At 66.0% G+C, this 25,338-nt stretch carries 24 protein-coding genes; 11 read left to right on the forward strand and 13 right to left on the reverse strand.

The features are described 5' to 3' along the window. Positions 1–76: 76 nt before the first annotated feature. Both ACQPZ2_RS42810 and ACQPZ2_RS42815 read right to left on the reverse strand, forming a co-directional pair. Positions 77–1,687: a DUF2339 domain-containing protein gene (locus ACQPZ2_RS42810; RefSeq protein WP_433523525.1), complete on the reverse strand. Its 1,611-nt coding sequence runs from the start codon at positions 1,685–1,687 to the stop codon at positions 77–79. Between the two features lie 1,408 nt (positions 1,688–3,095). Then, positions 3,096–3,557 carry a hypothetical protein gene (locus tag ACQPZ2_RS42815; RefSeq protein ID WP_433523526.1) on the reverse strand — a complete coding sequence of 154 codons (462 nt, stop codon included), beginning with the start codon at positions 3,555–3,557 and terminating at the stop codon, positions 3,096–3,098. Positions 3,558–3,874: 317 nt separating this feature from the next. Between ACQPZ2_RS42815 and ACQPZ2_RS42820 the strand changes: the two genes are divergently transcribed. Then, on the forward strand, positions 3,875–5,065 hold the full coding sequence (locus tag ACQPZ2_RS42820) for a helix-turn-helix domain-containing protein (RefSeq protein ID WP_433523527.1): 1,191 nt from the start codon (positions 3,875–3,877) through the stop codon (positions 5,063–5,065). 270 nt (positions 5,066–5,335) lie between these two features. Here the strand turns inward: ACQPZ2_RS42820 and ACQPZ2_RS42825 are convergent, their stop codons facing one another. The 4 genes from ACQPZ2_RS42825 to ACQPZ2_RS42840 all read right to left on the reverse strand — a co-directional run bounded on the left by ACQPZ2_RS42825 (position 5,336) and on the right by ACQPZ2_RS42840 (position 9,900). Beyond that, entirely contained in the window at positions 5,336–6,037 is a 702-nt protein-coding gene (locus tag ACQPZ2_RS42825) for a DUF1707 SHOCT-like domain-containing protein (protein WP_433523528.1), read from the reverse strand. A 458-nt stretch (positions 6,038–6,495) separates the two neighbouring features. Continuing rightward, complete coding sequence (locus tag ACQPZ2_RS42830; protein WP_433527682.1) at positions 6,496–7,128, reverse strand: response regulator; 633 nt, start codon at positions 7,126–7,128, stop codon at positions 6,496–6,498. Between the two features lie 344 nt (positions 7,129–7,472). Beyond that, the gene (macS, locus tag ACQPZ2_RS42835; protein WP_433523529.1) at positions 7,473–8,678 is read right to left on the reverse strand and encodes a MacS family sensor histidine kinase; all 1,206 of its coding nucleotides are present in this window, start codon (positions 8,676–8,678) and stop codon (positions 7,473–7,475) included. After that, positions 8,656–9,900, reverse strand: a complete 1,245-nt coding sequence (locus ACQPZ2_RS42840) for an AI-2E family transporter (protein ID WP_433523530.1) — start codon at positions 9,898–9,900, stop codon at positions 8,656–8,658. Before ACQPZ2_RS42840 ends, macS begins: the two co-directional genes overlap by 23 nt. A 102-nt stretch (positions 9,901–10,002) precedes the next feature. On the opposite strand from ACQPZ2_RS42840, the gene ACQPZ2_RS42845 reads away from it, so the two are divergent. The 3 genes from ACQPZ2_RS42845 (at position 10,003) to ACQPZ2_RS42855 (ending at position 13,175) form a co-directional block, all read left to right on the forward strand. Next, entirely contained in the window at positions 10,003–11,523 is a 1,521-nt protein-coding gene (locus ACQPZ2_RS42845) for an adenylate/guanylate cyclase domain-containing protein (RefSeq protein ID WP_433527683.1), read from the forward strand. Positions 11,524–11,527: 4 nt separating this feature from the next. Beyond that, a complete protein-coding gene (locus ACQPZ2_RS42850; RefSeq protein ID WP_433523531.1) occupies positions 11,528–12,637 on the forward strand; it encodes a lysylphosphatidylglycerol synthase transmembrane domain-containing protein in 1,110 nt (369 codons plus the stop codon). A 175-nt stretch (positions 12,638–12,812) separates the two neighbouring features. After that, a complete protein-coding gene (locus ACQPZ2_RS42855) occupies positions 12,813–13,175 on the forward strand; it encodes a DUF3054 domain-containing protein (RefSeq protein ID WP_433523532.1) in 363 nt (120 codons plus the stop codon). Here the strand turns inward: ACQPZ2_RS42855 and ACQPZ2_RS42860 are convergent, their stop codons facing one another. Then, positions 13,176–14,855 carry an NTF2-like N-terminal transpeptidase domain-containing protein gene (locus ACQPZ2_RS42860; RefSeq protein WP_433523533.1) on the reverse strand — a complete coding sequence of 560 codons (1,680 nt, stop codon included), beginning with the start codon at positions 14,853–14,855 and terminating at the stop codon, positions 13,176–13,178. It lies immediately after the preceding gene. A 415-nt stretch (positions 14,856–15,270) separates the two neighbouring features. On the opposite strand from ACQPZ2_RS42860, the gene ACQPZ2_RS42865 reads away from it, so the two are divergent. Together ACQPZ2_RS42865 and aroQ are read left to right on the forward strand one after the other, a co-directional pair. Next, positions 15,271–15,852, forward strand: coding sequence for a hypothetical protein (locus tag ACQPZ2_RS42865; RefSeq protein WP_433523534.1), 582 nt, complete (start codon positions 15,271–15,273; stop codon positions 15,850–15,852). 24 nt (positions 15,853–15,876) lie between these two features. Continuing rightward, on the forward strand, positions 15,877–16,314 hold the full coding sequence (gene aroQ, locus ACQPZ2_RS42870; RefSeq protein ID WP_433523535.1) for a type II 3-dehydroquinate dehydratase: 438 nt from the start codon (positions 15,877–15,879) through the stop codon (positions 16,312–16,314). A gap of 123 nt (positions 16,315–16,437) precedes the next feature. On the opposite strand, the gene ACQPZ2_RS42875 is transcribed toward aroQ, so the two are convergent. Next, on the reverse strand, positions 16,438–16,884 hold the full coding sequence (locus tag ACQPZ2_RS42875; protein WP_433523536.1) for a nitroreductase family deazaflavin-dependent oxidoreductase: 447 nt from the start codon (positions 16,882–16,884) through the stop codon (positions 16,438–16,440). A 218-nt stretch (positions 16,885–17,102) separates the two neighbouring features. Here ACQPZ2_RS42875 and ACQPZ2_RS42880 point away from each other — a divergent pair, with 218 nt between their 5' ends. Continuing rightward, entirely contained in the window at positions 17,103–18,218 is a 1,116-nt protein-coding gene (locus ACQPZ2_RS42880; RefSeq protein ID WP_433527684.1) for a glycerate kinase, read from the forward strand. Between the two features lie 4 nt (positions 18,219–18,222). Here ACQPZ2_RS42880 and ACQPZ2_RS42885 read toward each other — a convergent pair whose 3' ends face one another. Continuing rightward, a complete protein-coding gene (locus tag ACQPZ2_RS42885) occupies positions 18,223–18,573 on the reverse strand; it encodes a winged helix-turn-helix transcriptional regulator (protein WP_433523537.1) in 351 nt (116 codons plus the stop codon). Between the two features lie 178 nt (positions 18,574–18,751). On the opposite strand from ACQPZ2_RS42885, the gene ACQPZ2_RS42890 reads away from it, so the two are divergent. Beyond that, complete coding sequence (locus tag ACQPZ2_RS42890; RefSeq protein WP_433523538.1) at positions 18,752–19,630, forward strand: NAD(P)-dependent oxidoreductase; 879 nt, start codon at positions 18,752–18,754, stop codon at positions 19,628–19,630. 3 nt (positions 19,631–19,633) lie between these two features. Here the strand turns inward: ACQPZ2_RS42890 and ACQPZ2_RS42895 are convergent, their stop codons facing one another. Genes ACQPZ2_RS42895 through ACQPZ2_RS42905 form a run of 3 tightly spaced genes read right to left on the reverse strand, consistent with a single transcriptional unit; the run spans position 19,634 to position 21,652 of the window. Next, positions 19,634–19,888 (reverse strand): helix-turn-helix transcriptional regulator, encoded by a 255-nt coding sequence (locus ACQPZ2_RS42895; RefSeq protein WP_084509363.1) that lies wholly within the window; start codon positions 19,886–19,888, stop codon positions 19,634–19,636. Continuing rightward, entirely contained in the window at positions 19,878–20,729 is an 852-nt protein-coding gene (locus ACQPZ2_RS42900; RefSeq protein ID WP_433523539.1) for an ABC transporter permease, read from the reverse strand. Before ACQPZ2_RS42900 ends, ACQPZ2_RS42895 begins: the two co-directional genes overlap by 11 nt. Then, a complete protein-coding gene (locus tag ACQPZ2_RS42905) occupies positions 20,726–21,652 on the reverse strand; it encodes an ABC transporter ATP-binding protein (RefSeq protein WP_433523540.1) in 927 nt (308 codons plus the stop codon). The genes ACQPZ2_RS42900 and ACQPZ2_RS42905 overlap by 4 nt, the downstream gene beginning before the upstream one ends. A gap of 160 nt (positions 21,653–21,812) precedes the next feature. On the opposite strand from ACQPZ2_RS42905, the gene ACQPZ2_RS42910 reads away from it, so the two are divergent. Then, positions 21,813–22,607: an ArsR/SmtB family transcription factor gene (locus ACQPZ2_RS42910; protein WP_433523541.1), complete on the forward strand. Its 795-nt coding sequence runs from the start codon at positions 21,813–21,815 to the stop codon at positions 22,605–22,607. Between the two features lie 74 nt (positions 22,608–22,681). Here the strand turns inward: ACQPZ2_RS42910 and ACQPZ2_RS42915 are convergent, their stop codons facing one another. Beyond that, positions 22,682–23,290, reverse strand: a complete 609-nt coding sequence (locus ACQPZ2_RS42915) for a TetR/AcrR family transcriptional regulator (protein ID WP_433523542.1) — start codon at positions 23,288–23,290, stop codon at positions 22,682–22,684. Positions 23,291–23,396: 106 nt separating this feature from the next. Between ACQPZ2_RS42915 and ACQPZ2_RS42920 the strand changes: the two genes are divergently transcribed. Both ACQPZ2_RS42920 and ACQPZ2_RS42925 read left to right on the forward strand, forming a co-directional pair. Beyond that, a complete protein-coding gene (locus ACQPZ2_RS42920; RefSeq protein ID WP_433523543.1) occupies positions 23,397–24,437 on the forward strand; it encodes an aldo/keto reductase in 1,041 nt (346 codons plus the stop codon). Positions 24,438–24,439: 2 nt separating this feature from the next. Beyond that, positions 24,440–25,300, forward strand: coding sequence for an LLM class flavin-dependent oxidoreductase (locus ACQPZ2_RS42925; protein WP_433523544.1), 861 nt, complete (start codon positions 24,440–24,442; stop codon positions 25,298–25,300). The last annotated feature ends 38 nt before the right edge of the window (positions 25,301–25,338 follow it).

Consider the following 25,338-nt stretch of genomic DNA (forward strand, 5'->3'; position numbering starts at 1 on the left):
GCCTGCAGTCTTCGGCGAAGACGCTCACATAGGCGCGCACTGGCTATGAGCAGGCGGACGATCAGTACCGCAGTTGTCAGCGTTCTACTGAATCCGGGTTTGTGGCACCGGCTTCGGCAAAGGCTCGGGCGTAGCGGGTACCTGCCAGGAGCAGGAGAACGCCGACTACCAGGAAGGCCGCTACTCGGACCAGACCGTCGAGGGTGGCGAGATCGAAGAGGAACAGTTTGGCCAGGGCGGCTGCGGTGACGAGCAGTCCGGAGCCGAGGGCCAGTTTGGCGACGGCGGCCGAGCGGGACAGGTTGCGCAGGCCGAAGAACAGCGCGGCCGTGGCGGCGGCCATCCACAGGATGGTGGCGGCGCTGTGGCCGATGATGAAACCGTCGGCGCTGCCGGTCGCGATGCCGATCGAGACCGCCGTGGCGGTTACCGCATACAGGCCCGCGATGCTCGCGACGACGAACAGCGTCGACTCGTCGGTTCCGCCCTTCGTCATGCCGGGGAGTCTCCGGGCGCACCAGACGCCCACAACGATGACCGCGAGCGCGAGGACGGCGCCCAGAGCGGTGGCGATACCCAGATGCTCGTGCGCAAACCGTTGTGTCGCAAGCGCTTCCGGAGTCGCGGTGGTGAAGTACGCTACCGATCCGACCAGCGTGAATGCCGCGCCGATGGCGGCGACAATACGGGAGCGTCGCTGTCCGGCCAACCCCAGATAGCAGAGCGCCACCAGGAAAAGTGCGATGGGCAGGGTCTGTACTCGCGTCACGCCGACACACGCTTCGAGCAGCGCGAACGAACCGGCGATCGCGGAGACGAATGCGATCGAACCCGGAATCCGCACCAGCTCACGTAATTTCGGCACCATGGGCAATGCCGCCACGGCCAGCAGAACCGCCGCGTAAACAGCCGCGACCAAAGTGGCCGGGTGCCGCTCGAACATCGCGGGGGCGGCCAAGAGTGGTGCCGTCGAAAGCGCGAAGCTCAGCGCGGCCACGCTATCACCGGATCGCCTGCGCACCACCAGAACGCCACCGACCAACCCGATCGCCGCGATCGCCACCGCAGCGGTGAGCAGCCAGTACACCCGGCCCTGCGCCGGATCGTCGACGATGGCGACGGCAATGGCGAACAAGGTCGCCAATGTCGTCGGAACAGTGCGCACCACATGCAGGAACGGCCAATCACGGACCAATTGCACCGGCACACAGGTCAACTGCAACACGATCAGGAATGCGAGCAGCACCAGTTCCGAAGTGACGAACGGCGACAACAACGCCGCACCCGCGACCACGAGCACCGCGAGCGGCTGCGACTGCCACCGCATCGCCAACCCGACCCCACCCACCGCAACACCGAGCGCCACCGCGAGCCCGACCACCGGATGCAGCCACTCGTAGATCGCCGTCACCGCGACCACATCCAGATACGCCCCGGCGATACCGGTGGCCGCCAAGGAAATTCCACCGACCCGACCACCGGCCCGCCCGAACACCCGCGCCCCGGCCCCCACCAGCGCCGCCGAGAACACCGCCCCGGCAACAACTCTCGGTACCGGCCCGAAGAACCCGGCCTGCGCGGCGAGCACCAACAGCATCACCACCCCGATCAGCGTCACCCCAACCCCGGCCACCGCCAGTACCCGGCTGATCATCCCCTCCTGCTGCCACCACGGCGTCTTCGGCACACGCGCCCCACCCCACCCCGGCGGCACCGCCCCACCCCCCGGCCCCCGCGGTCCTGGCGGCACAAACCCGCCGGGCATACCCGAAGCCCCCGGCACTCCACCGGGCCCCGCAGCCCACCCGGACATCCCGACACCGCCTGGCGCGCCGTACCCAGGCACCGGCCGCGCCCACCCGGTCGGCGGCATCGGAATCCGCCCCACCCCGCCAGGAATTGGTGCGGACGGCGCCGCACCCGCCATCGGCGCGCCAGGCATCGCCCAAGCGGCGGGCACCCCCGGCACCGCACCAGCCGCAGGCACGACGGGAGCGCCCGGAATACCGGCAGGAGCTGACTGTTGCGGCACCGCGCCCCCCGCAGGCACAACCAGAGCACCAGGCACCGCGCCTGCCGAACCCGTACCCGACGCAGCCTCTGCAGACACACCATGAGCCCCCGAGGCCGCGCCCGCGACGGCCGACGCACCCCCCGCTGGCGTGGCCGAAACACCCAGGACTGCATCAGCCGCGACTGGAGCGTCCGCAACATCAGCAGAAGCAGACTGCTGCACCACGCCCCCCGCAGGCACAACCGGAACACCCGGGACCACACCAGCCGCAGCCACGACTGGAACGCCCACAACATCAGCAGAAGCTGACTGCTGCACCGCGCCCCCCGCAGGCACAACCGGAGCATCGGGAGTCTCTCCTGCTGTAGGCACTGCTGACACCGCTGCGGCAGTACCCGCGGCCGCCGCATCCGACCTACTCCCTGCGGGCATGGTCGGCGCATCCAGCGACGCGCCCCCGACAGGCACACTGGAAGCATCAGAGATCGCTTCGGGTGTCGGGGCACTCGCAGCATCCGACCGCGCCGTCGATCTCTGGTCGGCAGCCGACTCTCCCGAGACTGCCGATGCGGCGGTTGCATTCGATGTATGCCCAGCACCGCAGGTCGGCTCGGCCGAAGGAGCTACGGGAGCGTCCGGCAAACCCGTCTGGCCACCGCCCGCCCCTGCGGCTCCGGACGCAGGCTCGCCGCTGGCACCGGGCGGCACCGGGATCGGACCGAGCGGATACTCTCCGCGAACCGAGAATCCGGTCGACTCCGGCGAAACCGCGGATGCCGCAACCGAATCGGCGACGACCTGCGCTCGTAACAAATCCAGATCTCGGCCGAGGACGCCCATCTGCGTTCCCAACGCAGCGAACTCCCCGGACAACCGCGAAATCAGCGCGGGATCGATAGACGTAGTCATGTCTCCAATGCTGATTTCCCGAGCGCACCGGAACATGAGTAGAAACCACTGGTACTCATCCGGGATCTACTCGAATTCCATCTGCGCGACCGAGTCACCAGTACGAAGACGCCCACCGCCGCAGCGCTCCACCGGAACCCCCGCCCGGTCGTGGCAGGGCGGGGGTCGGCGCTTACTGCAGGGTGTGGAAGCGCATGTTGGTGGCCTGGTAGACCGCATTGATCACCGCGGACCGGGGTGGCATGCGCAGGACACCGGGGGTCGGTTCGCCTGCCCAGTGCCAGCCGAGTTGGGAATCGGTGGTGGGGAGCAGGACGTGGCGGCCAGGGGGGATGACGGTCACGTGATGTCCGGCCAGGCAGCGGCGCACGCTGATCTCGACCGGAACTGCCGGACTCGGTGGTGCGACGAGGAAGGTCCAGGTGCGTTCGCCGGGTTCGGCGACCACCGGGGCCGTGTAGGTCCGGTCGAGGGTGCCCAGGACTTTGCGGCCGAGATCCGGTGGCATCACCAGGGCACCGAGGATGGAGCCGGTGGTGATCATCGGGCGACCCGCCAACAGCTGGACCGGCAATCCGTACCGATGTCGCAGCATGTGCGCGATTTCGTGGGGCGAGTGACAGCGCTCGAACATGGTCTACTCCTCCCCCCGTCCGCAGACCGGGCAGCACCCTCTGCGTAGCGGACCGTGCTGTTCGCGCACGCGCTGGGTGTGGCGCGCGGATCGACTGGTCTGGACACCCGGCTCGAACGCGCGATCGGCGCGGAGAGCTCGCACGGTGGTATTCGGCATGGTGATCATTGCCGCCGCCCTTTGCATTCTCAAAGTTGCAGAAAGGCAAAGGTATTCCAACTGAGCGGGAACGAGTCGTACGTAATGTCCCACTTCGAGTGAGCACGATCACTTAACGTCGTACCCTGAAACAAGGATGTAACAAAGGACTTGGCTAAATGGACGATTCGTCGATCGGCGTGCGGATAAGGCTCTTCCGTGGCAAGGCGCTCACGCAGCGCCAACTCGCCGACCAAGCCGGTGTGAGCGTGGATCTGGTGCGCAAACTGGAACAGGGTGGCCGCCAGACCGCGTCCATCGCCAGTCTGCAAAAACTCGCGCGCGCACTGGATGTCGACATCTCCGACCTCGTGGGCAAGCGACACGGCATCCCCTCCGGCAATCCCGATGCCGGTATCGTCGCGATCCGGCGCGCACTGACCCCGGTCGACGATCTGCTCGGCGAGATCCCGGATGAGGGTGCGATCGGCCTCGACGAGGGCAGTCGCGCCGTCGATTACGCGTGGGGCGCCTACTGGACCGGCCACTACGAACTGCTGACCTCGATCCTGCCGACCGGACTCACCCAACTGCGGGCAACGGTGCACGCCGCCCGCAACGGCGCGGTCGCATCCGCGAATGAGCTACTCGCACGGATGTATTGGGTCACCGGCTGCACCCTGGTCCACCTCGGGCAGACCGATCCGGCGTTCCTCGCGATCCGGCAAGGACTTGCCGCCGCCGAACTCGGCAATGATCCGCTGCTGCTGGCCACCATTCGCGGCTCGGTCGCCTGGCAGCTGCTGGTGCAGGGCCGTTATGAGGAGTCGCGCAAGGTCGCGCTGCGTGCGGCGGCGGATCTGGAGCCCGAGGGTGACGAAGCTCCGGCACACCTGTCCGCGTACGGATCGCTGGTCCTGCAGGGCGCAACCGCGGCCGGTCGATCGCAGGACGTTCCCGAAGCGTTGTCGCTGGTCCAAGCTGCGAGCGAGGTCGCGCTGCGCATCGGCGTCGATCGTCACGACTACGAAACCTATTTCGGCCCTTCACAAGTCGTCATGCAGACGGTCGATGTGAATATCAGCTCCGAACGCTATCCGGAGGCTCTGACCGCCGCGCAGGATATGCCCCCGAATTGCGGTCTGCCCCAGGCCTCCCGCGCCCGCCACCTCACCGATACTGCCGTCGCTCTGACCCGCACCGGCCAGCACAAGCGCGCCCTTGCCGCCCTGCTCGACGCCGAACGCGTCGGCGGCGCCGACTGGATCAAATACCAGTCCCTGCCCCGGCACATCGTCTCCGAACTACTGGACCACGACCGCCGAGTCCCGTTGCGCGCCTTCGCCCGCCGTATCGGCGTCAACACCTGATCGGCGTCGAGATCCGGTCGATCGGCGTCAGCCGCAGGTGCTTTGCGGTATCACCGCGGGCTCTAGCGGCGAGTTGTGCCACAGTGGCCACTGCTGACGAGTGTGCAGCGAAAACCCAGCCGCTGCACCGAGCTATTGCGGCTCAGTCATCGGACTCGCGCGATCCGCGCTGCTCGACCGCCGAACGCACCGAATCCGCCTGCCGCAACATGTCCCCGCACCGTTCGAGCTTCCGCGCCCCGGCAACCGACCTCACCGAGCCGGTCCGCGCTAGCTGCCCATCAATTTGCGCCATTGGGCGCGTAAGGAGTGTTTGGCGGTTATCGAGCCGAAGCGGATTCGGCCCTGTACAACGACGTGCAGTCGGCCGAGTGGTGGGCCGGTGCGCACCTTGTTGTTGACGCTGGAGCCGATCAGGTCGACGGCGTTGAGGTCGACGGTGGCCTCGGCGGGGACGATCAGGGTGAGTGAGCTGAGATAGTCGTCGACGTGCACCTCGACGACCTGGGTCGACATGATCGCCTCGGTGAAATCGAGGGTGACGCCGGACAGCCAGTTGTTCAGATGCAGCGCGGGCGCCACCTGCCAGGGACCGCGGCGATTGACCCCGGACAGTCGGCTGCGGATCACATTCCCCGGCGTGACCTGCGATGGGACCGAGGGCGGCGGTGACACCCGCTTCGTGAAGGCGGGCGAGGAATTCACGTATGTCGAGGGCGGCGCGGCGGGCTGGCCGACGAGTCGCACACCGGGCAGGTCGACCAGCACGGCATTGAGTTCACCGCGGGTCTTGGCCGCCAGCGCGGTATCCATCCGCTCGGTGAACTCCCCGAGGGAGAGCATGCCGAGCCCGACGGCGCGCTGCAGCAGTTGACCGACATGTTCGCGTTCGGCATCGGAAACACGCAACTCACGATCGCCGACCACGTCACCGGAGCCGACACCGTTGGATACCGATTCGGGGCCACCCATGAATCCGAGGTTACCGACCCCAGCATCCCCGACGCATCAGGGCAATCCCCGAGTCCCCGCTCCCCTCGGGCGTGGTCCCGCCCGATTTCCGCGCAGATCCGGACCGTTTCCGCACTCATCGCACAGATGCATGGGCAACCGAGCACACATCACCTGGAGCCACGGGGCACCCCGCTCCACTCCCGCCGATTTGCGCACAGATCCGGACCGTTTCCCGCTCATCACACAGGTGCGTCAGCGAACCAGGTCCGCGCATTCCCTGGATCCCCTGGGGCACTCCATTGCACCACCGGGCACCGAGACGACGACCCGCGCCGGAGGACGAGCCCGCCCACCGGGCACCCCGACCTCATGTACAAGGTGCCCACTAGCGAGAAGGGGTGCCCGGTATTAGGACGGCGAGTAGTTCTACCGCACCGCCTGACGTTCCAGCCACGTATTCGAGAACCGTTGCGCACCTATTCGAGCCCCTGCTCGATCGCATAGCGAGTCAGTTCAACTCGGTTGGCCAGCTGCAACTTCCGCAAAGTCGCCTGTACATGGTTCTCCACGGTTCGGTGGCTGAGCCCGAGCCGGGACGCAATCTGCTTGGCGGACAGGCCTTTCGCCACCATCCGCAAAACTTCGGTCTCCCGCTCGGTGAGCGCGGGCCGATGCGGTTCATCCGGTTCGACCGGCGCGGTCGCCATCCGCCGATACTCACCGAGCACCAGCCCGGCCAGCCCCGGCGTGAACACCGGTTGCCCAGCCGCTGTGGCCCGCACTGCCTCGATCAACTCGCTCGCCGACGCACTCTTGACCAGATAACCCGAGGCCCCCGCCTTGATCGCATCCAGCACATCGTCGCGTTCGGCCGACGCAGACAACACGAGCACCCGGCTCTCCGGCGACACCCGCAGTACTTCCGCAGTCGCCTGCGCCCCATTCCCATCGGGCAACTGCATATCCATCAACACCACCGCAGGCCGCACCGCCGCCGCCCGCCGAGTAGCCGACCCCACCGCATCCGCCGTCGCGGCAACCACGAACCCCGCCTCGGCCAGATCACGGGAAACCCCATCCCGCCACATCGGATGGTCGTCCACCACCATCACCGAAATCGCCTCGGCAGCATCATCGCTGGTCACATCGTCCTCCTACGTGCTGGGGCTCCTGGGCAGCCAGCGGCAATCCATGACCGAACCGCCCCGGCCGCACCGCCACTGGTCACCACGTCCTCCTCCTACGTGCTCGAGCCCCTAGGCAGCCAGCGGCAATCCATGACCGGATCGCCTCAGTCGCATCATCACTGGTCACAAGGTCCTCCTCCGCTCGCTCGCGCACCTGGGCAACCCGGGGCAAGAATCGCCTCGGCCGCATCACCACTGGTCACAGTGTCCTCCTCCGCGCTCGAACGCCGGAGACACCGACTCCGGCCAGCACGGCTGCGGTGAGTTCACGCGGCAGCGTCCGAACGCGGCACCCGAAATTCCCACTCGGTACCGAACCCCACCCCACCAGCCTCCTCGGTCAGCAACACCGCCGTTCCCCCCAACGTCTCGATGCGACCGATAATTGATCGCGAAACCCCCATGCGCCCCTCGGCTTCCGCCTCTTCCAGGCGCCCCGGCGCAATCCCGACACCGTCATCGCGCACGCTGATGATCAGCTCGTCACCGGTATCCTCCAGCAGCACATAAGCTTTCGCATCCGGGCCGGCATGCAGCCCGACATTGGACAGCGCGTTCGCCACCGCCGCAGCGATCTCGCCCGCCATCCATCGCCCGACCCGCACCGGCTCACCCGGCGTCGAAACGAACACCGACGGCGTCGCGTGCACCGTCAGCAGCGGCCGCAGATCGACATCCGCACCACCGGTATCCCCGTGCCTACCTTGTTCGGAGATCAAAACCCGCAGCGCCACTTCCTGTTCCGCCGCCCGCTGCGCCAATTCCTCGGTGAGACCGCCGATCTCGCTACCGCGCCGCTTGATGTAGCTGAGCACCTGCAGCACGCCGTCGTGCACCTCACGAGCCAGCCGTTCCCGTTCCTCGGCCGCCGCAGTCAACCGAACGGCCCGTTCCAGCTGCCCCTGCGCCCGACGCGCGGTATTGGCGGCCAGTCCGAGCGCCAGCCCGATGGAGACGAGCACCGGCGCGGTCGCATCGGCCCACACATCCTGGCCCCACTGCTCACGCACTGTCACGATGACCCCCGCTATCAGCAGCCCGGAGAGCACACCGGCCAGTGGCCCACGCAGAATCGCCGCGGAGACAACGGCATTGGCGACCCACAGCGTGGTCGGCAGCGTCTGATGCCCGTGGTACCAGCTGTAATCGGCGACCAACCTGGTCGAGGCGATCAGCGCGATCACCACCACGTGATCCCCGATCACCACCCACGACCGCAGCCGCGCCACATCGGGAAAGTGCCACTGCGACAACATGAATGCCGACGTACCGGACCACACCGCCATCGCGGCGATCAGTACCCAGCTCAGCTGCTGATTCTGATAGTGCTGCACCGAGGCGATCTGCTGACCGACCGCATAGAGCAGTGTGACCAGCCGCAATGCCTGCACGGCACGCCACAGCGGCGCGGTCGCCGCATCGTCCGCGCTCAGTTCGGCCGCACCGGCCTCAGCCGGGACCGGCCGAGTCATCCGAGCGGTCCTCCCGGTGCATCTCCCTGGTCAGCACCGCATCCACATCGAACCGGCCGGGTTCCGGTTTATCCGGCTCCACCGCGAATCGACCCCCGTCGCCGGTGTGCAGTTCCTCGAACGCCTCCTCCGGACTCTCCGACAGCAGCGACCGGATCGCGGTATTCATCACCGCGACGAACGGCACCGCCAACAGAGCGCCCGCGATGCCGCCGAGCACTAGGCCCGCCGCAATGGCCAGCACCACCGCGAGCGGATGGATGCTTACTGCCCGACCGAGCAGCAATGGTTGCAGCACATGGCTTTCCAGCTGCATCACCGCGATGATGATGCCGAGCACGATCACCGCGGTCACCCAGCCCTTGGTCACCAACGCGATGAATACCGCGATGGTCCCGGCCAGGAATGCACCCACGATCGGTATGAATGCGCTGATGAAGACCAGCGATGCCAACGGCAATGCCAGCGGCACCCCGAGAATCGCTAGACCGGCACCGATGCCGATGGCATCGACGAGTGCGACCACCACCGTCGCGCGGACGAATCCGACCAGCGTGCCGAAGCCGAGTTGCCCTGCGGTGCGCACCTTTTCCCGATGCGGGGTCGGCACGATCCGGGTGACGAAGTGCCAGATCTGATCGCCGCCGTAAAGGAAGAAGATGAGGATGAACAGGGTCAGGAACGCGCCGGTGAGCATATGCCCGATCACCGTCGCGGTGGTCAGTGCCCCGCTGGTGAGACCTTCCCTGTTCGATTGGATGGTTTTGACGATCGTGTCGCCCGCATTCCGAATCTGCTCATTGCTCAGATGCAGCGGACCGTTGATCAGCCAGTCCTGAATCTCGTGGACGCTGTGGGTGATTTCGTCGGACAGCTGCGGTACGCCCTCGATGAACTGCTCGATGACGAAGGTCATGATTCCCGCGACCACCCCCAGCGATCCGACCAGCGCGACGAAGACCCCCACCGACCTGGGCACCCCGAGCCGCTGCATCCAATCCACCAGCGGCGCCAGCATTGCGGCGGCCAATAGGCCGATGGCGAGCGGTATCACCACCGTCGCCAACTTCTGCACGACCATCGTCATCGCGATCAGCGCGGCGAACATCACCAGCAGCCGCCACGCCCACTCGGCGGAAACTCGGACGAACGGATGTACAGAATCAGCAGCCGACCGCGCAGCAGTGGCTTTTCCGAGAGCACTAACCTTCTGGTCGGTCACCTCCGCGAGCCTAATGGCCGCAGAGCGCCGCGGACATGCTCGGATGAGCTGAACGCTAGATTGGTGATCGTGTCAGCGCCCTTGGAAGCGGTCAAACAGACCATGCGAACGCGCTGGCCGCTGTACCTGACATCGATGCTGTTGGCCAATGCCTTCGGCGCGGTCCTGGTGTGGGCGTTCATCCAATATGGACTCCCGGTTCCCGAAGGTGAGGCGGCTGGTGCGCGACGCACCGGCCTGGTGATTCCCGGTCTGGTTTTCACCACCGGTGGTTTGCTGAGCCTGGCCGCTTCGGCGCTGATGCTGCGTCCGGTCATGCGCTGGCAGATGCGCGGTGGGCCGCCCAGCCACCAAGAACAGATGGCCGCACTGCACGCGCCGCTGCGCCAGGCGATCCTGCATCTGGTGCTGTGGTTGATCGGCGGCGCCATCCTGGCGGCCACCATCATCGTGGACGCGCCGGAGCTGGCGGGCGCGGTCATCGTCACCGAATGTATGGCGGCGACGATCGTCTTCGGTTTCACCTACATGCTCGGCGAACGAATTCTGCGCCCGGTCGCCGCTCAGGCCCTCACCGAGGGCTCGTTCGACCACACGCTGACCCCGGGCGTCGGCACCAGGATGGGGATGACCTGGGGTATGGGCACCTTCGCGCCCACCATCGCCATCGTGCTGCTGTGCGTCACGCAGATCTCCTCGGACGTGAAGTTCTCCGCGCAGTCGCTGGCCATCTCGATTCTGCTGCTGTGCGGCGTGGTGATCATGCAGGCGCTGGCGCTGTCGATGCTGACCGGATCGAGCATCTCCGACCCGGTGCGCCAGCTCAGCCAGGCCATCGACCGGGTGCAGGAGGGCGCTCGCGATGTACAGGTCGAGGTGTTCGACGGCAGTGAGATCGGACTGCTGCAGGTCGGCTTCAACCGCATGATGGAAGAGGCCGCCAAGCGCCGCCAGCTGCAAGAACTCTTCGGCCAGCATGTCGGCGAGGAAGTGGCGCAGCGCGCACTCGACTACGGCACCGAACTCGGCGGCGAGACCCGATTCGTCGCCGTGCTGTTCGTCGATATGGTCGGGTCCACCGCGACCGCCGCGGAGCGACCGCCGACCGAGGTGGTCAGCCTGCTCAACGAGTTCTTCCGCATCGTGGTCGACGTCATCGACCGGCACCACGGCTTCGTCAACAAATTCGTCGGCGACGCCGCACTGGCGATCTTCGGCGCCCCGCTGGACCGTCCGGACGCACCGACCGCCGCCCTGGCCGCCGCCCGTGAACTGCGTGAAGTCCTGCGCGAGGTGCCCGGACTCGATATCGGCATCGGAGTGTCGGCGGGCCTGGCCGTCGCCGGAAATATCGGCGCCGCAAACCGTTTCGAATACACCGTGATCGGCGATCCGGTGAACGAGGCATCACGCCTGACCGAACTGGCAAAGGATCAACCCGGCCGCGTACTCGCCTCGGGCAGTGCGCTGTATTTCGCCGATGAAAGTGAGCAGGACTTTTGGCTGACGGGCGAGGAAGTCCAGCTCCGCGGGCGGCGACGAAAGACCAGGTTGGCCTGGCCGAAGGATGGTACGGATCCGCACGTCGATGCAGACAGCGAAACAGTCGGTTCGTTAGGCTGACCGCGTGACGGCCAATGGGGAACTAGCCGGCGAGCCTGCGCCGCAGCCGTCCGACGACCCCGATAGACCGGCGAAACGTGGTCGCCGGAGCAAATTCTGGTGGGTCAAATGGGTCGCGGGCATCGCCCTGCTGGCATTGCTGATCGGCGAGGGCTACTACCTCTGGCCACGATTACACGATTCCTGGAATAACCTCACCGAAATCCATTGGGGCTGGGTCGCCGCCTGTATTTGGTTGCAGGCCCTGTCGATGAGCGGATTCAGCCGGGTGCAGAAGCAACTGCTGCATGCGGGCGGCGTCGAGGTCCGTCAGCACAAATCCGTCGCCGTCGTCTATGGCGCCACCGCGATGTCGGTGACGCTGCCTGCCGGACAGGTGTTCTCCACCGCCTTCACTTATCGCCAGACCCGCCGGTGGGGTGCGAATCCGATCGTCGCCTCCTGGCAGTTGGTGATGTCGGGTGTGATCGCGACCGCCGGACTTGCCCTGCTCGGCGTCGGTGGTGCACTGCTGGTGGGCGACCGGGTCGGCCCGTTCAAGCTCATACTGTCGCTGGCCGGTGTGATCGCGCTGGTGTGGGCGGGCAACTACCTGTCGAAGAATCCGGGCGCGCTGGAGGCCGTGCTGCGCCGGGGGCTCGCGCTGCTCAACCGGATCCGCAAACGCCCCGCCAAGCAGGGCATGAACAAGATCGCCGATATGCTCTCGCAGCTGGAATCGGTGGATCTCGGCAAGCGCGACGGCGCGATGGTCGCGGGTTGGGCGCTGGTGCACCGCTTCGCCGATGTGGCCTGTCTCGGCGCCGCCTGCTACGCGATCGGTGCGGATCCGAAGCTGGCCGGTCTGCTGATCGCATTCACCGTGGGCAAGGCCGTCGGCTCTATCCCGTTCGCACCCGGCGGCATCGTCTATGTCGATGCGACCCTCATCTACGGCCTGACCGCGGGCGCGACCCTGCCCGCCTCCCAGGCCGTCGCCGCCGCCTTCGTCTACCGCCTGGTGAGCTTCGTGCTGGTCGCGATCATCGGCTGGATCGTCTTCGCCTTCCTCTTCCGCACTCCGCAGGCCGATGATGCCGAATTCGAGAAGGAGTTCGAACAGCGCCGCCTGTGACATTGGCAGCGCCTGCGGCGCTGCGTGTTCGCTCGTCAGACTCGCTCCGTCGTGGTCGGCAATGTGCGTATGGTTCAGAAACCGACGTACGCCGGACGAGATCGGTCGGTTAGCCAGGAGTACCGCAGGTGGTCGCGTCGCAACGACGGATGCGGGCACTACTACGCTGGCCAGCGTGAGAAGACTGGTGCCGTTGGTGGTGGACGCACTGCTGGTGATCTTGTTCTGCGCGATCGGGCGGCGCAGCCATGACGAGGCGGTACTCACCGGACTGCTGAAGACGGTGTGGCCCTTCGCGATCGGGCTGGCGATCGGCTGGGTGCTCGCGGCCGCCGTCGCCAGTCGGGTAAAGGGGCACGTCGACGGAACCGCCCTGTGGCCCGCTGGAGTTCTGGTCTGGCTCGGCACCCTCTGCGGCGGCATGCTGCTGCGCGTGATCAGTGGTCAGGGCACGGCATTCAGTTTCATCATCGTCGCGGCGTGTGTGCTCGCGCTGTTCCTGCTCGGCTGGCGCGCGGCGATCAAGGCCATCAACTGATCACGGTTCCGGATGGGCCAGCGATTGGAACAACCTGGCCGCCATCCGCGCGGTCGCGTCGCCGCTGTCGGCGTCATTGATGTGAATCGCGAGGGCCAGATCCCCGGCATTCGCGATGAGCCAACCGTCATGGCCCGCGGTTGCCATGAAACCGATGACATCGCGGTAGGGCCGCAGCGGCGCGAACTCCGGTCGGCCCGCGCCGTCGCGCAACATCGCGCGCAGCCGATCGGTGAGTTCTGGTGACATCTCGGGGACCTGCGCGTCCGTGGCGCTCGGGTGTCCGGCCTCGATCATCGGCGGCGGCACCTGCCCGCGCGCGATGGCGGCCGCGGCGATCGCCATGCCGAATGGGCTGGCCAGCACCGCATCCGTACCACCACCCTGGCGCACCTGCTCGGCACTGCGGCCCGCGATCGCGACCCGGCCCGTCACCTCGTCCAGTCCCGGCACCTTGTAATCGACGCCGACGCCGAGATTCGGCGCGGATTCGGCCGCATCCTGCACCGAGACGTCCTGCGGTGCCTTGTTCTTCAGCACCGAGGCGACATTGCGGAAAAGATCGATATTGGTGCCGACCGGATACAGCCCGGTGAACGCGACCGAACCGTGCTCACTGGCCTGCGTATTCTGCGCTACCGCCACGACCGCGCCGCTGGACGGCTGGATCGCCACGATCGAGGCGGGCGTCCCGACACTCACCACCGCATCCTCGGCGGCGCGCTGCAGGCGCTGATCCATGGTGGCCGCGATATCCGGACCGGGCGGGCCCTGGTAACCGGCGATCTGGCCGACGAAACGTCCGTCCTGTTCGAAAACCTGCACGCCCCAACCGGAGTGCAGATCCTGGCTGTCCTGCCACACCTTGCGCAGCGCGTCCAGCATCGGCGACCAGGTCCGGCGGTCGGCGGAGATCAGCCGCGGCTGCTTCTCCGTGACGACACCGGGCACCCGGGCCAGCGCGGATTCCAGGATCGCGAAATCGGGTTCACGCAGATTCACCGCGATGATCGGCTTGCCCTGCGAGGTCGACAGCTGCTGCATCAGCGACGGTCCGGTGATCAGCGGCGCGACCGGTTCGATGGCCTTGGCCAGCGCATCGGTCGAGGCCACCGGATCGGTCGCCTTGGCGGGATCGAGTTTGACCACATTGATGACCTGCTCGGTCATCAGCGCGTCGCCGACGATGTCCTTGACCCGCGGCGGCGGCGTCGGCATGGTGCGCACGAGCCGGACCGTGCGGTTGTGGTCCAACTGCGGCATGACGACCGCGGGATCCCAGGAGATGCGCCAGCCGATCGCCAACTTCCGTACGTTGCCCTGCAGGCTGTATTTCCAGGTCTTGTTCTCGCCGAAGTTCCAGGCGACATCCATGCTGAACAGGCCCGCCTCGCGGTCCAGGTCGATGAACTGGGTTTTCTGGTAGTCGACCTTGCCCGGCTGCAATCCGGCGAACATCTGTTTCAGCGTTGCGGATGCGGCCGTGGGATAAGAGGTGAGCTCCGCGGCCTTGGCGTAGTTCTGCTCGTCGAGCAGTTGGGTGAAGCGATCAACGACGTACTCGGCCTCATTGCGCTTCGCATCCGAACCACAAGCCCCAATTGCGATAGCCAGCGCCACCACCCCCGAGAGTGCGATTGCGCCCCGGACGCGATAGCGGCGGGATCCCCACACATCCATGTCGCCCACTCTTTACTCTTGTCACTCCAGTAACAAGACCACCGTACCTGAAATTAGCTGCCCACCGTGCCGCACCGGCCGGACGTTACCCATGCTCAGTATCTCCGATTGTTCCCGAAGCCCGTGCTTCGGTTGGTCGATCATGGACGTTCCCCGGTCCCGTTGCGACACCCGGCGCCGCAACCGTACCGGCCGGAACACGAACTTGTCAGAAAACGGCCCACGTCGGCGTTTCGGCGGCCCGCGTCCGCGTTTCGATCGCGCAGGGCCTCGTTGACCAGCACACACCTTTATCCGGCGTACCCGCACGGCCGGTGGCCGAAACCGTTCGCACAGAGCAGAACCACGCGCGCTCTTTGCGACGTAATCTTGTAATCAATGAAATACAGGCACCACAGTAAGTAGGTGAATCCCAATGAGGCACGAGCATCGGGGACGAGGCTTCGGACGACCGGGCGGCTGGCAGCAGGCCGATCTACCGGATCCCGCGGACGCCCCGGACTGGTTCGCCGGAAGGTTGCCGAGCGACTGGTTCGCCGGGCAGCCCGTCATCGAAATCGACCGGGACGAGATCGTGGTTATCGGTGAGCTCCCGGCCCCGGTATCGGAAAAGGAAGACACTCCCGCCGAGGAGGTCCCGGCCGCGACGAAGCAGGGCGCGGTCGCCCGCTTCCGCGAGACCACTCGCCCGGCCCGCATGCAGATCGCGAACGAGGCCCAGCGCCGCTACGGACGCAGCGTCGCGTGGGGCGTCTCGGTGGACGGCGAACGAATCATGTTCACGCACTTGGCGGTTCCGGTGATGACGCGACTGCGGCAGCCGGAGCGCAAGGTGCTCGACACGCTGGTCGATTCCGGTGTGGCGCGCTCGCGCGCGGACGCGCTGGCGTGGACGGTGAAGTTGGCGGGCAAACATGCCGAGGCCTGGCTCGAGGAGTTGCGCACCGCCATGCGGAAAGTGGACGACCTGCGGTCGGAAGGTCCGCAGGGACTCTGAACAGGGCGGGCTAGTGTCTAAGCCATGTCGACACATGGCCCGATCCTGGTTCTCAACGGCCCGAACCTCAATATGCTCGGCACCCGCCAGCCGGAGGTCTACGGGTCGGCCACGCTCGATGATGTCGTCCAATTGTGCCGACAGACCGCCGCCCGGTACGGCCGCGAGGTCGATGCGTTCCAGTCGAATTCCGAAGGAGCGCTGATCGATCGGATCCACCGGGCGCGCGGCGTCGAGTCCGGGATCGTCATCAATCCCGGTGGGCTCACGCATACTTCGGTCGCACTGCGTGATGCGCTGGTGATTCCGGAACTCCCGATCGTCGAGGTGCACATCAGCAATGTGCATGCGCGCGAGGAGTTCCGGCATCACTCCTACATCTCCCCCATCGCCACCGCGGTGGTGGCGGGGATGGGGATTCGGGGTTACGCCGCGGCCATCGAATTCCTGATCCACCGCTAGCGACTGCTTGCAGGTCGCTCGAAAGGGTCAGCTAGCGACTGCTTGCAGGTCGCTCGAAAGGGTCAGCTAGCGACTGCTTGCAGGTCGCTCGAAAGGGTCGGCTGACCGGATCGGCTTGTCACACTAGGCGAGTCGGAAGACCGGAAAGCCCGGGGCGATCTCGGCCAATTCCGCATCTGTGGCGTCCTTGGTGACACCCTCGAAGAATTTGCCGACCTCCCAGCCCCACTTCTGCAGGTAGATGCGCAGCAGCGGCACCTTGTCCGCGTCGGCCACTTCGGTCGCGGTGAACACCTCGACCTTGCGACCCAGCCGCAGTTCACCATCGCCCGCGACGCGCAGGTTCCGCACCCACTGGGTGTGGCCGCGCGGCGCGACCAGGTAGCGCGTGCCGTCGGTATCGGTCATCAGATTGACCATGGTGGTGCGCCATTCGCCACTCTTGCGTCCGCGCACAGCCAACAGCCGCGACCCCATCACGCTGATGCCGAGGCGAGGCAGCCAATTGGCAATCTTGTTCATGATCGGGTCCATGCCGGTCGGGGCGAGGTAGCGGGTGCTGGCGTTCATTTCCTACTCCTTTGTGAGCACTGCTCTCTGTTGAGATCAGTGTTCCACACCAAATCCCATCAAGTCAAGAGCACTGCTCTCTTTTATTTGGGCGTCCAAAAGCGATGAGCCACACACTCATGATCACAACGAATGGAGTCGGTGCCGAAGCGCCGCCGGACCCGATCTACCGCGCTCCCCGACGTGCGCCGTTCGGAACCACCGCAGAGAATGTGCAGATGACGTCCGCGCCCCGGGTGGTGCTCGCCCCGGACAAATTCAAGGGCTCGCTGACCGCCCCCGAGGTCGCGGCCGCCCTGGCCGCGGGCATCACGCGCGCCGTGCCGGAGGCCGAGCTCCGGCAGGTGCCGGTCGCGGACGGCGGTGACGGAACCGTCGACGCATTCGTGGCCGCGGGCTGGGCGCGGATCGAGGTCGATGCGCCCGGACCGACCGGCGCACCCGACACCGCCGCCTATGCGGTACACGGAACCACGGCGGTGATCGAATTGGCCGCGGCGGTCGGACTGACGAAACTGTCAGGGGAACAACGTGATCCACTCGGAGCTGATACCTACGGACTCGGTGTTGTCATCGCTCATGCGCTGGATCGAGGGGTAACCGATATCGTCCTCGGCTTGGGCGGCAGCGCCTCCACCGATGGCGGGGCGGGCATGCTGCAGGCTCTCGGTGCCCGGATCCTGGATGCCGATGGCGCTGAATTATCCACAGGTGGAGCGGCTTTGGCGCATGCCGCACGATTGGATCGCACCGGATTGCATCCACGGATCGCGACGGCGACCTTCACTCTGGCCTGTGATGTGGACAACCCACTACTCGGCCCAACCGGTGCGGTCGCCGTCTATGCGCCACAAAAGGGTGCGACACCATCGGATCTGTCGATTCTAGAAGCGGCACTGACGAATTGGGCCACCGTCGTCGCCCCGGAATTCGCGGAGGTTCCAGGTGCGGGTGCGGCGGGCGGCACCGGATTCGGCGCGCTCGCAGTGCTCGGGGCGCAGGTCCGCAGCGGCATCGAAGTCGTACTCGAACTCCTCGATTTCCCAACACTTCTCGATGGAGCCACCCTCGTCGTCACCGGCGAGGGGGCCCTCGATACCCAGAGCCTGCACGGAAAGGCCCCCATCGGTGTCTGCGAGGCGGCGCGCAAGGCGGGCGTCCCGGTGGTTGCCGCCGTCGGCCGAACACAATTGACGCGCGATGAGATCCGAGCGGCAGGCTTCACCGCCTGCTACGCACTCGCCGATCTGGAACCGGACCCCGCCCGCTCGATCGCCGATGCGGCACAGCTCCTTACTCGCGTCGGCGAACAAATAGGCGCCGACAACCTGTGAACGCCTAGCCCGCCGCGGCGAGCAGATTGCCGAGCAGTTCGTTGCGGTGCTTATCACCCCAGGCTTCGAGCGGGCGCAGGGCGACTTCGAGTTCTTCGCCCAGCGGCGTTAGCGAGTATTCGACGCGCGGCGGGACTTCGGGGAAGACCTCGCGGTGCACCACACCGCTGGCCTCCAGGTGCCGCAGATTCTCCGCCAGCACCTTCTCGCTGACGCCGGTGAGCAGCTTGCGTATCCGACCGAAGCGCTGTGGACCCGCGGCGAGCACCCACATCAGGTGCAGCTTCCATTTGCCGCCTACGACGTCGATCGCCACCGACATGCCGCACACATCGTGATCCGCGTCACTGCTCATGCCCACCGCACTCCTTCTGACCTGAATTCGAACCTCGAGGTAAGCAACCACACCTGAACGTTCGGTCTTCCCGACGCTACCTGCGACAACGACCATGGAACTCGGCCGTAGCGACTGCTTGCAGGTCGCTCGAAAAGGCCAGTCGACACAATCGAAACGAGAACCGAAGGGACACAATATGTCCGAGCAGAACACCGCTGGCTCCGTCTCCGTGGTCGGCCTCGGTCCGATGGGCCAGGCCATGGTCCGGGCCTTCCTGGACGCCGGTATCGAGGTGACGGTCTGGAATCGCAGTACCGAAAAGGTCGACGCCATGGTCGAACTCGGCGCGAAGCGGGCCTCGACGGTCGCAGAAGCATTGGACGCCAATCCGGTGACCGTGCTCAGCCTTACCCACTACGCCGCCATGTACGACGTATTGGGCCAGGCCATCGACCATTTGCCGGGCAAGGTGATCGCCAATCTGTCCTCGGATTCACCGGAGAAGGCGCACAAGGGTGCCGAGTGGGTGCGTTCGCACGGGGCGGAATTCATTTCCGGCGGCGTCATGTCGGCGGGCGACAATATCGCTCATCCGTCATCGTTCATCTTCTACAGCGGTCCGAAAGAGGTCTTCGACGCGCACGCCGAACTGCTGCGACCGCTGAGCCCGCAGGAATACCTCGGTGCGGATGACGGTCTCGCGCAGATCTTCTACCAGGCCGGTTTGATCATTTTCCATCCCTGGATGCTCGCGTTCGATCAGGCGCTCGCGGTGATCGAGAAGTCCGGTCACAGCATCGACCAGTTCGTGCCCTTCGCGCTGCGCGCGACCGGCGCGTACCCGTATTTCATCGAGGATTTCGCGGCCGCCGCGAAGGCGGGTGGCTGGGGCACCCTGGCGAGTCTGAAGATGATGGATGCCGGGGCGCAGCACATCATCGATGCCAGCGAGGAGGTCGGTGTCGACGCTACGCTGTCGCACGCGGCGCAGGGCCTGTGGCGGCGCGCGATCGCGGCCAGCGAGGAGGCGGGGCAGCCGGTTCCGGTGTATCAGCTGTTCGCCGGGCGGCGGTAAGTCTCAGTCCCCGGCGGCACGCGCCGAATCGACGGAGCCGAGGCGCGGGAACGGGGTGGTCGAGAAGATCACCTCCACCGCGACCTCGAAATACGCCGCGATCCGCAATGCCAGATGCAGGCTCGGACTGTACTCGCCGCGTTCGAGGTAACCGATCGTCTGATAGTGCACGCCGAGCGCTTCGGCAAGCTCCCGCCGGGAGATGCCGCGCTCGGCCCGCAACATGGCGATGCGGTTGTAGATGACCTCAGTAGGCACGCTGAATCGCCTTCTCGCGGCGCGCCGCCACGTTCGACCCGGACTCGCGACGTGCCATCCTACGCAGCACGATCGGCGCGAGCAGCAGCCCCGCCACCGCCCAGACACCCAGCACGGCAATGGTTTCCAGATGCCGCCAGGAATGGCCGAGCTCGATGGCGGCCGCATCGCCCGGCAGCATCGCCGAACGCATGCCGAGCCCGACCCAGTAGACGGGGAACACCTGCGCGACGCCCTGCAGCCAGCCGGGCATCGAGGTGATCGGGTAGAAGACGCCGGAGATCGCCACGATGCCCATGATCGGCAGCGAGACGAAGCCGATATTGCGCGGGTTGCTGAACAGCGATCCGAGCACCGCGCCGATCGGCATGGTCGCGAGCATGCCGATTGCGACGACGCCGATCAGACCCAGCCAGGAACCGATGCTGCCCATTGCCGTGCCGTCGACCAGGAACAGTCCCGGAATCAGCACGATCAGGAACGGGATGACCACCCAGCCCGCGGTCGTCACGATCTTGCCGATCAGGTAGCCGACCATGCCGTTCGGAGTTGCCTTGGCGCGTAACAGTGTTCCGTCTTCGCGTTCCAGGGTCAGCATCTGGGCAATGCCGAACATGCCGTTGAAGGCGACGAGCATGCCGAGGATGCTCGGCAGGGCCAGTGAACCGAGTGCGAAGCCGCTCGCCTCGAAGGTCGCGTCGCGCATGAAGAACAGCACGATGACCATGGCGACCGGCCAGAAGAGCATGCCCCACAGGTCCTGCACATTGGTGAGCGATTGCCGTATTTCGATCAGTCCGCGCCGGGTTCCGGCCCGCACGGCGGCATCGATCGGATTCATCGCGCGACCTCCTCCAGGGAATGGACCTCGGTTTCGAGCCGGCCGGACTCGTACTGCCGCACCAGCGCCATATATGTGTCCTCCAGCGAGGCGCGGCGCACCTCGAGCTCGCCGATCTCGTCGCCGTGCTGCTTGAACAGTTCGTAGACGAATTCGGTCGACTCCGCGGTGGTGTGCACGAACCGTTGTCCATCGTGGGTCCAACGGATTTCGGCCTCGCCCGCGATGCGGCGCGACAGTTCGTCGGCCGAGCCGTCGGCGATGATCCGGCCACCGGCCAGGATCATGATGCGGTCGGCGAGCTTCTCGGCCTCGTCGAGATCGTGGGTGGTGAGCAGGATGGTGGTCCGGTCGTCGGCGAGCTGATGGACCAGATCATGGAATTCGCGGCGGGCCTGCGGGTCGAAGCCCGCAGTCGGTTCGTCCAGGAACAGCAGTTCAGGGCGGCCGACAATGCCGATCGCGACATCCATGCGACGGCGCTGACCGCCGGACAGCGATCCGATCTTGCGGTCGGCCTGCTCGGTCAGTCCGACGGCGGCAATGAGTTCGTCTGTGTCCCAAGGCCGGTGGATCCTATCCGTGCCGTACGGCGCGTAATAGGAGCCCAGGTGTGAAAGCAGCTCGCGCACACGCCATTTGGCATGGTCACGCCACGACTGCAGGACGACACCCAGTCGCGCCCGCCAGGCTTCGTTCCCGTGCGCCGGATCCATGCCGAGCACCTCGACACGGCCCGCGGAGCGCATGCGGAAGCCCTCCAGAATTTCGATGGTCGTGGTCTTGCCCGCGCCGTTCGGACCGAGGAGCACCAGCACTTCGCCCGGCCGGGCTTGGAATGTCACGTCGTGCAGGACGTCGGTCGTGCCGTATCGCATCCGCAATTTTTCGACGTCGAGCGCGACGCCATCGCCCATGGTCATCTCATCCTCCCGTTGTGAGATCGGGATAAATCGTAGCATATCTACTACATTGCACCGCGACAATGCTATTTCTTGCCTACGTCACGGTTGACATGCATCCAAATGGCTGCCTATCGTGTGAATGCGCAGCCGGAGGGCTGCATATCACGAAGAAGGTGGCATGGACGAGGTATTCCGAGCGCTCGCCGATCCGAGCCGCAGAAGGCTGCTCGACAGCCTCAACGCGCGCAATGGCCAAACCCTGCGCGAACTGTGCGCCGAACTGGATATGGCCCGCCAATCGGTGAGCAAGCACCTCGCGGTCCTCGAGTCCGCCAACTTGATCACCACTCGTCGCAGCGGCCGCGAAAAACTGCACTACCTCAATGCCGAACCCATCAACGCCATCGCCGACCGCTGGATCACCCGCTACCACCGCGCCCGCGTCCACGCGCTGGCCGACCTGAAACAAGCTTTGGAGGCAAACCCCATGAGTGACAACGCATTCGTCTACACCACCTACATAAAGACGACGCCGGAGCGACTATGGCAAGCCCTTACCGACCCCGCCTTCACCAACCGCTACTGGGGCGCCAGCTTCGACACCGATTGGCAGCCCGGCTCGGAAATGGTTTGGCACCAACGGGATTGGACCAGCAAGGATCCGGAACAGGTTGTCCTGGAGGCAGATCCCTACACCCGGCTCTCCTACACCTGGCACACCTTCGACCCCGCCTTCGCCACCACCTTCGAAATGAACCCGGAAGACGTGGCGGCCTGGGCGCGCGAGCCCCGCTCGAAGGTGACGTTCGAAATCGAACCCCATGGCGAAACCGTGAAATTGACTGTCATCCACGACGGTTTCGAGCCAGGCAGCGCGGTCCTGGCCGGAATCAGCGGTGGTTGGCCGAGCATCCTGTCGAGCCTCAAGACCTTGCTGGAGACGGGCGAGTCACTGCCGGAACCGGTGGCGTAGTTCCAGCCGGAACTGCTCGAATACCGCCGGGGACCCAGCTGGATCGGCGCCTGAGGCGCGCCTGAATGAGGTCGCTACTGGTGGCGCAGGCCTGCGATGAGGAGGTCGACCATGCGGCGGGCGTTGTAGCGGGGGGTGTTGCCTGCGCCGATGCAGAGGTTGCCGACGGCGCGGAGGAGTTCGTAGGGGTCCATGTCGGGGCGGATCTCGCCTACCGCGGTGGCGGCGTCGAGGAGTTGGGCGCATACCGGGACCAGGCGGTCGAGGAAGTAGGCGTGCAGCGTCTCGAAGGCGGGATCGTCGGACTGCAGCGCCTCGGCGAGGCCGTGTTTGGTGACCAGGAAGTCGACGAACAGGTTGATCCACCGCCCCAGGGCGGCATGCGGTGTGCCGCTGTTCGCCAGCAGTGTCGGACCGGCGTCGGCGCATGCCTCGACCTGGTGTCGGTACACGGCGACGATGAGATCGGCTCGCGTCGGGAAGTGGCGGTAGATCGTGCCGATGCCGACACCCGCCTGCGCGGCGATATCGCGCACGGGCACATCGACGCCGGACTCGACGAAAGCCGCGGCCGCCGCGTCCAGCAGTGTCTTCTTGTTACGCAGGGCGTCGGCTCGTTTCCGCGGGGCTGAAGGCCCCGATCCGCTGTCGATATCAACCACCTCCGGCACAGCGCTTGTCAAACGGAACAGCGTTCCGTATGTTGGTTTCGGAACAAGGTTCCGTTTGTTCAGGATGACAGAACAGCCGTTCCGAAACCAATTCACGCCTCTCATGGAGGAACACCTCATGCAGTACCGCACTTTGGGCCGCACCGGTGTGCAGGTCAGCACCCTCGCGCTCGGCGCGATGAACTTCGGCCGGATCGGGCGCACCACCCAGGACGAGGCCACCGCTATCGTCGATGCCGCCTTGGCGGCCGGGATCAACCTCATCGACACGGCCGATATGTACAGCGACGGCGAGTCGGAGGAGATGGTCGGCAAGGCCATCGCCGAGCGCCGCGACGACATCGTGCTGGCCACGAAGGCGAGCATGCCGATGGGTGCGGAGCGCAACCGTCAGGGCGGCTCACGCCGCTGGTTGGTCACCGAGTTGGACAACAGCCTGCGACGGCTGGGCGTCGACCACGTCGATCTGTACCAGATTCATCGATGGGACCCGAACACCAGCGACGAGGAGACGCTGTCGGCCCTGACCGACCTGCAGCGCGCCGGAAAGATTCGCTACTTCGGTTCGTCGACATTTCCCGCGTACCGAATCGTGCAGGCCCAGTGGGCCGCTCGCGAAAACCACCTGCGCCCTTACGTCACCGAACAGCCCGGCTACTCGATCCTGCAGCGCGGCATCGAATCCCACGTGCTGCCGGTGACCGAGCAGTACGGACTCGGCGTGCTGGCGTGGAGCCCGCTGGCTTCGGGCTGGCTCTCGGGTGCGATCCGCGCGGGTCGAGACATCACCACCAGCCGCTCGAAATTCATGCCGCAACGCTTCGACACCACCATCCCGATCAACCGGGCAAAACTGGATGCCGTCGAGCAGCTGGCCAAGGTCGCCGACCAGGCCGGTTTGACGATGATCCAGCTCGCCCTCGGTTTCGTGACCGCGCACCCCGGCGTCACCAGCGCCATCATCGGGCCACGCACGATGGATCACTTGCACTCGCAACTCGCCGCCGCCGACACCGTGCTCTCCGCCGACGTGCTCGATGCGATCGACGCGATCGTCGCGCCCGGCGTCGACCTCGCCCCGGACGAGAAGCACGACACGCCACCCGCTCTGCTCGACGCGGCGCTACGACGCCGCTCATCGCCGGTAGGTGGCCGGTAGCCATGCCCAGTTTCGGAATCATGACCGCCCCGATGCAGGTCGGCTACCAAGACATCCTGCGGGTCTGGCGCGAGGCGGACACAATCCCGCAGATCGAACACGCGTGGCTGTTCGACCACCTCATGCCCATCGGCGGCGATCCGAACGGACCTACACACGAAGGCTGGACATTGCTCTCGGCCCTCGCCGCGCAGACCCGGCGACTGCGCCTCGGTCTGCTCGTGACCAGCAACCGCTTCCGCCCGCCCGCGATGCTGGCCAAGATCGCCGCGACCGTCGACATCGTCTCCGGTGGGCGGCTCGACTTCGGTATCGGTGTGGGCTCACGACCCGACCATCCGCTGGCGCGGCGCGAGTACGAAGCACACGGCCTACCCTTCCACGACACTGCCAGTGCCGTAGAAAGTTTCGCCGAGGCCTGCACGGTCATCCGGCGGCTGTGGACCGAGGCCGAACCGTTCGACTTCCATGGCACCCATATCCAACTCACCGGAGCGTTCTGCAACCCCGAACCGGTCCAGCGCCCACACCCGCCGATCCTGATCGGTGGGCGATCAGCCGCGACACTGCGAGTGGCCGCCGAGCACGCCGACCTGTGGAACATCCCCGGTGGCGATATCGACGACGTCATCCGCCGCAGCGCACTGCTGGACCGCTACTGCACCGAGATCGGCCGAGACCCCGCCTCGATCACCCGGTCGATCCACCTGCCCATCTCCTACGACGACCCCGGCGGCACCCGTGACGCGATCGGCGCGGCGATCGACGCCGGTTTCCACCACATAGTCCTCGGACTGCCCGCGCCATACCCCGCCGGCGTCGCACAGTGGGTCGCCGACGAGCTCATCAGAACGGCGGCCTAGGGCCGAAAAGGATTGGCCTGGCGGCCCATTCCGCAATC

Source organism: Nocardia pseudovaccinii (assembly GCF_050942345.1).
In the GTDB taxonomy this organism is placed as follows: Bacteria; Actinomycetota; Actinomycetes; order Mycobacteriales; family Mycobacteriaceae; genus Nocardia; species Nocardia pseudovaccinii.

Bases quoted from the DNA above. Each gene is read 5' to 3' on its own strand.
- aroQ (WP_433523535.1), top strand. From the start codon at position 15,877: ATGTCGACACATGGCCCGATCCTGGTTCTCAACGGCCCGAACCTCAAT.
- ACQPZ2_RS42905 (WP_433523540.1), bottom strand. From the start codon at position 21,652: ATGACCATGGGCGATGGCGTCGCGCTCGACGTCGAAAAATTGCGGATG.
- ACQPZ2_RS42910 (WP_433523541.1), top strand. From the start codon at position 21,813: ATGGACGAGGTATTCCGAGCGCTCGCCGATCCGAGCCGCAGAAGGCTG.
- ACQPZ2_RS42880 (WP_433527684.1), top strand. From the start codon at position 17,103: ATGACGTCCGCGCCCCGGGTGGTGCTCGCCCCGGACAAATTCAAGGGC.
- ACQPZ2_RS42825 (WP_433523528.1), bottom strand. From the start codon at position 6,037: ATGGGTGGCCCCGAATCGGTATCCAACGGTGTCGGCTCCGGTGACGTG.
- ACQPZ2_RS42830 (WP_433527682.1), bottom strand. From the start codon at position 7,128: ATGGTGGTGGACGACCATCCGATGTGGCGGGATGGGGTTTCCCGTGAT.
- macS (WP_433523529.1), bottom strand. From the start codon at position 8,678: ATGACTCGGCCGGTCCCGGCTGAGGCCGGTGCGGCCGAACTGAGCGCG.
- ACQPZ2_RS42900 (WP_433523539.1), bottom strand. From the start codon at position 20,729: ATGAATCCGATCGATGCCGCCGTGCGGGCCGGAACCCGGCGCGGACTG.
- ACQPZ2_RS42885 (WP_433523537.1), bottom strand. From the start codon at position 18,573: ATGAGCAGTGACGCGGATCACGATGTGTGCGGCATGTCGGTGGCGATC.
- ACQPZ2_RS42860 (WP_433523533.1), bottom strand. From the start codon at position 14,855: ATGGATGTGTGGGGATCCCGCCGCTATCGCGTCCGGGGCGCAATCGCA.
- ACQPZ2_RS42815 (WP_433523526.1), bottom strand. From the start codon at position 3,557: ATGTTCGAGCGCTGTCACTCGCCCCACGAAATCGCGCACATGCTGCGA.
- ACQPZ2_RS42920 (WP_433523543.1), top strand. From the start codon at position 23,397: ATGCAGTACCGCACTTTGGGCCGCACCGGTGTGCAGGTCAGCACCCTC.
- ACQPZ2_RS42845 (WP_433527683.1), top strand. From the start codon at position 10,003: ATGCGAACGCGCTGGCCGCTGTACCTGACATCGATGCTGTTGGCCAAT.
- ACQPZ2_RS42875 (WP_433523536.1), bottom strand. From the start codon at position 16,884: ATGAACGCCAGCACCCGCTACCTCGCCCCGACCGGCATGGACCCGATC.
- ACQPZ2_RS42865 (WP_433523534.1), top strand. From the start codon at position 15,271: ATGAGGCACGAGCATCGGGGACGAGGCTTCGGACGACCGGGCGGCTGG.
- ACQPZ2_RS42890 (WP_433523538.1), top strand. From the start codon at position 18,752: ATGTCCGAGCAGAACACCGCTGGCTCCGTCTCCGTGGTCGGCCTCGGT.
- ACQPZ2_RS42925 (WP_433523544.1), top strand. From the start codon at position 24,440: ATGCCCAGTTTCGGAATCATGACCGCCCCGATGCAGGTCGGCTACCAA.
- ACQPZ2_RS42820 (WP_433523527.1), top strand. From the start codon at position 3,875: ATGGACGATTCGTCGATCGGCGTGCGGATAAGGCTCTTCCGTGGCAAG.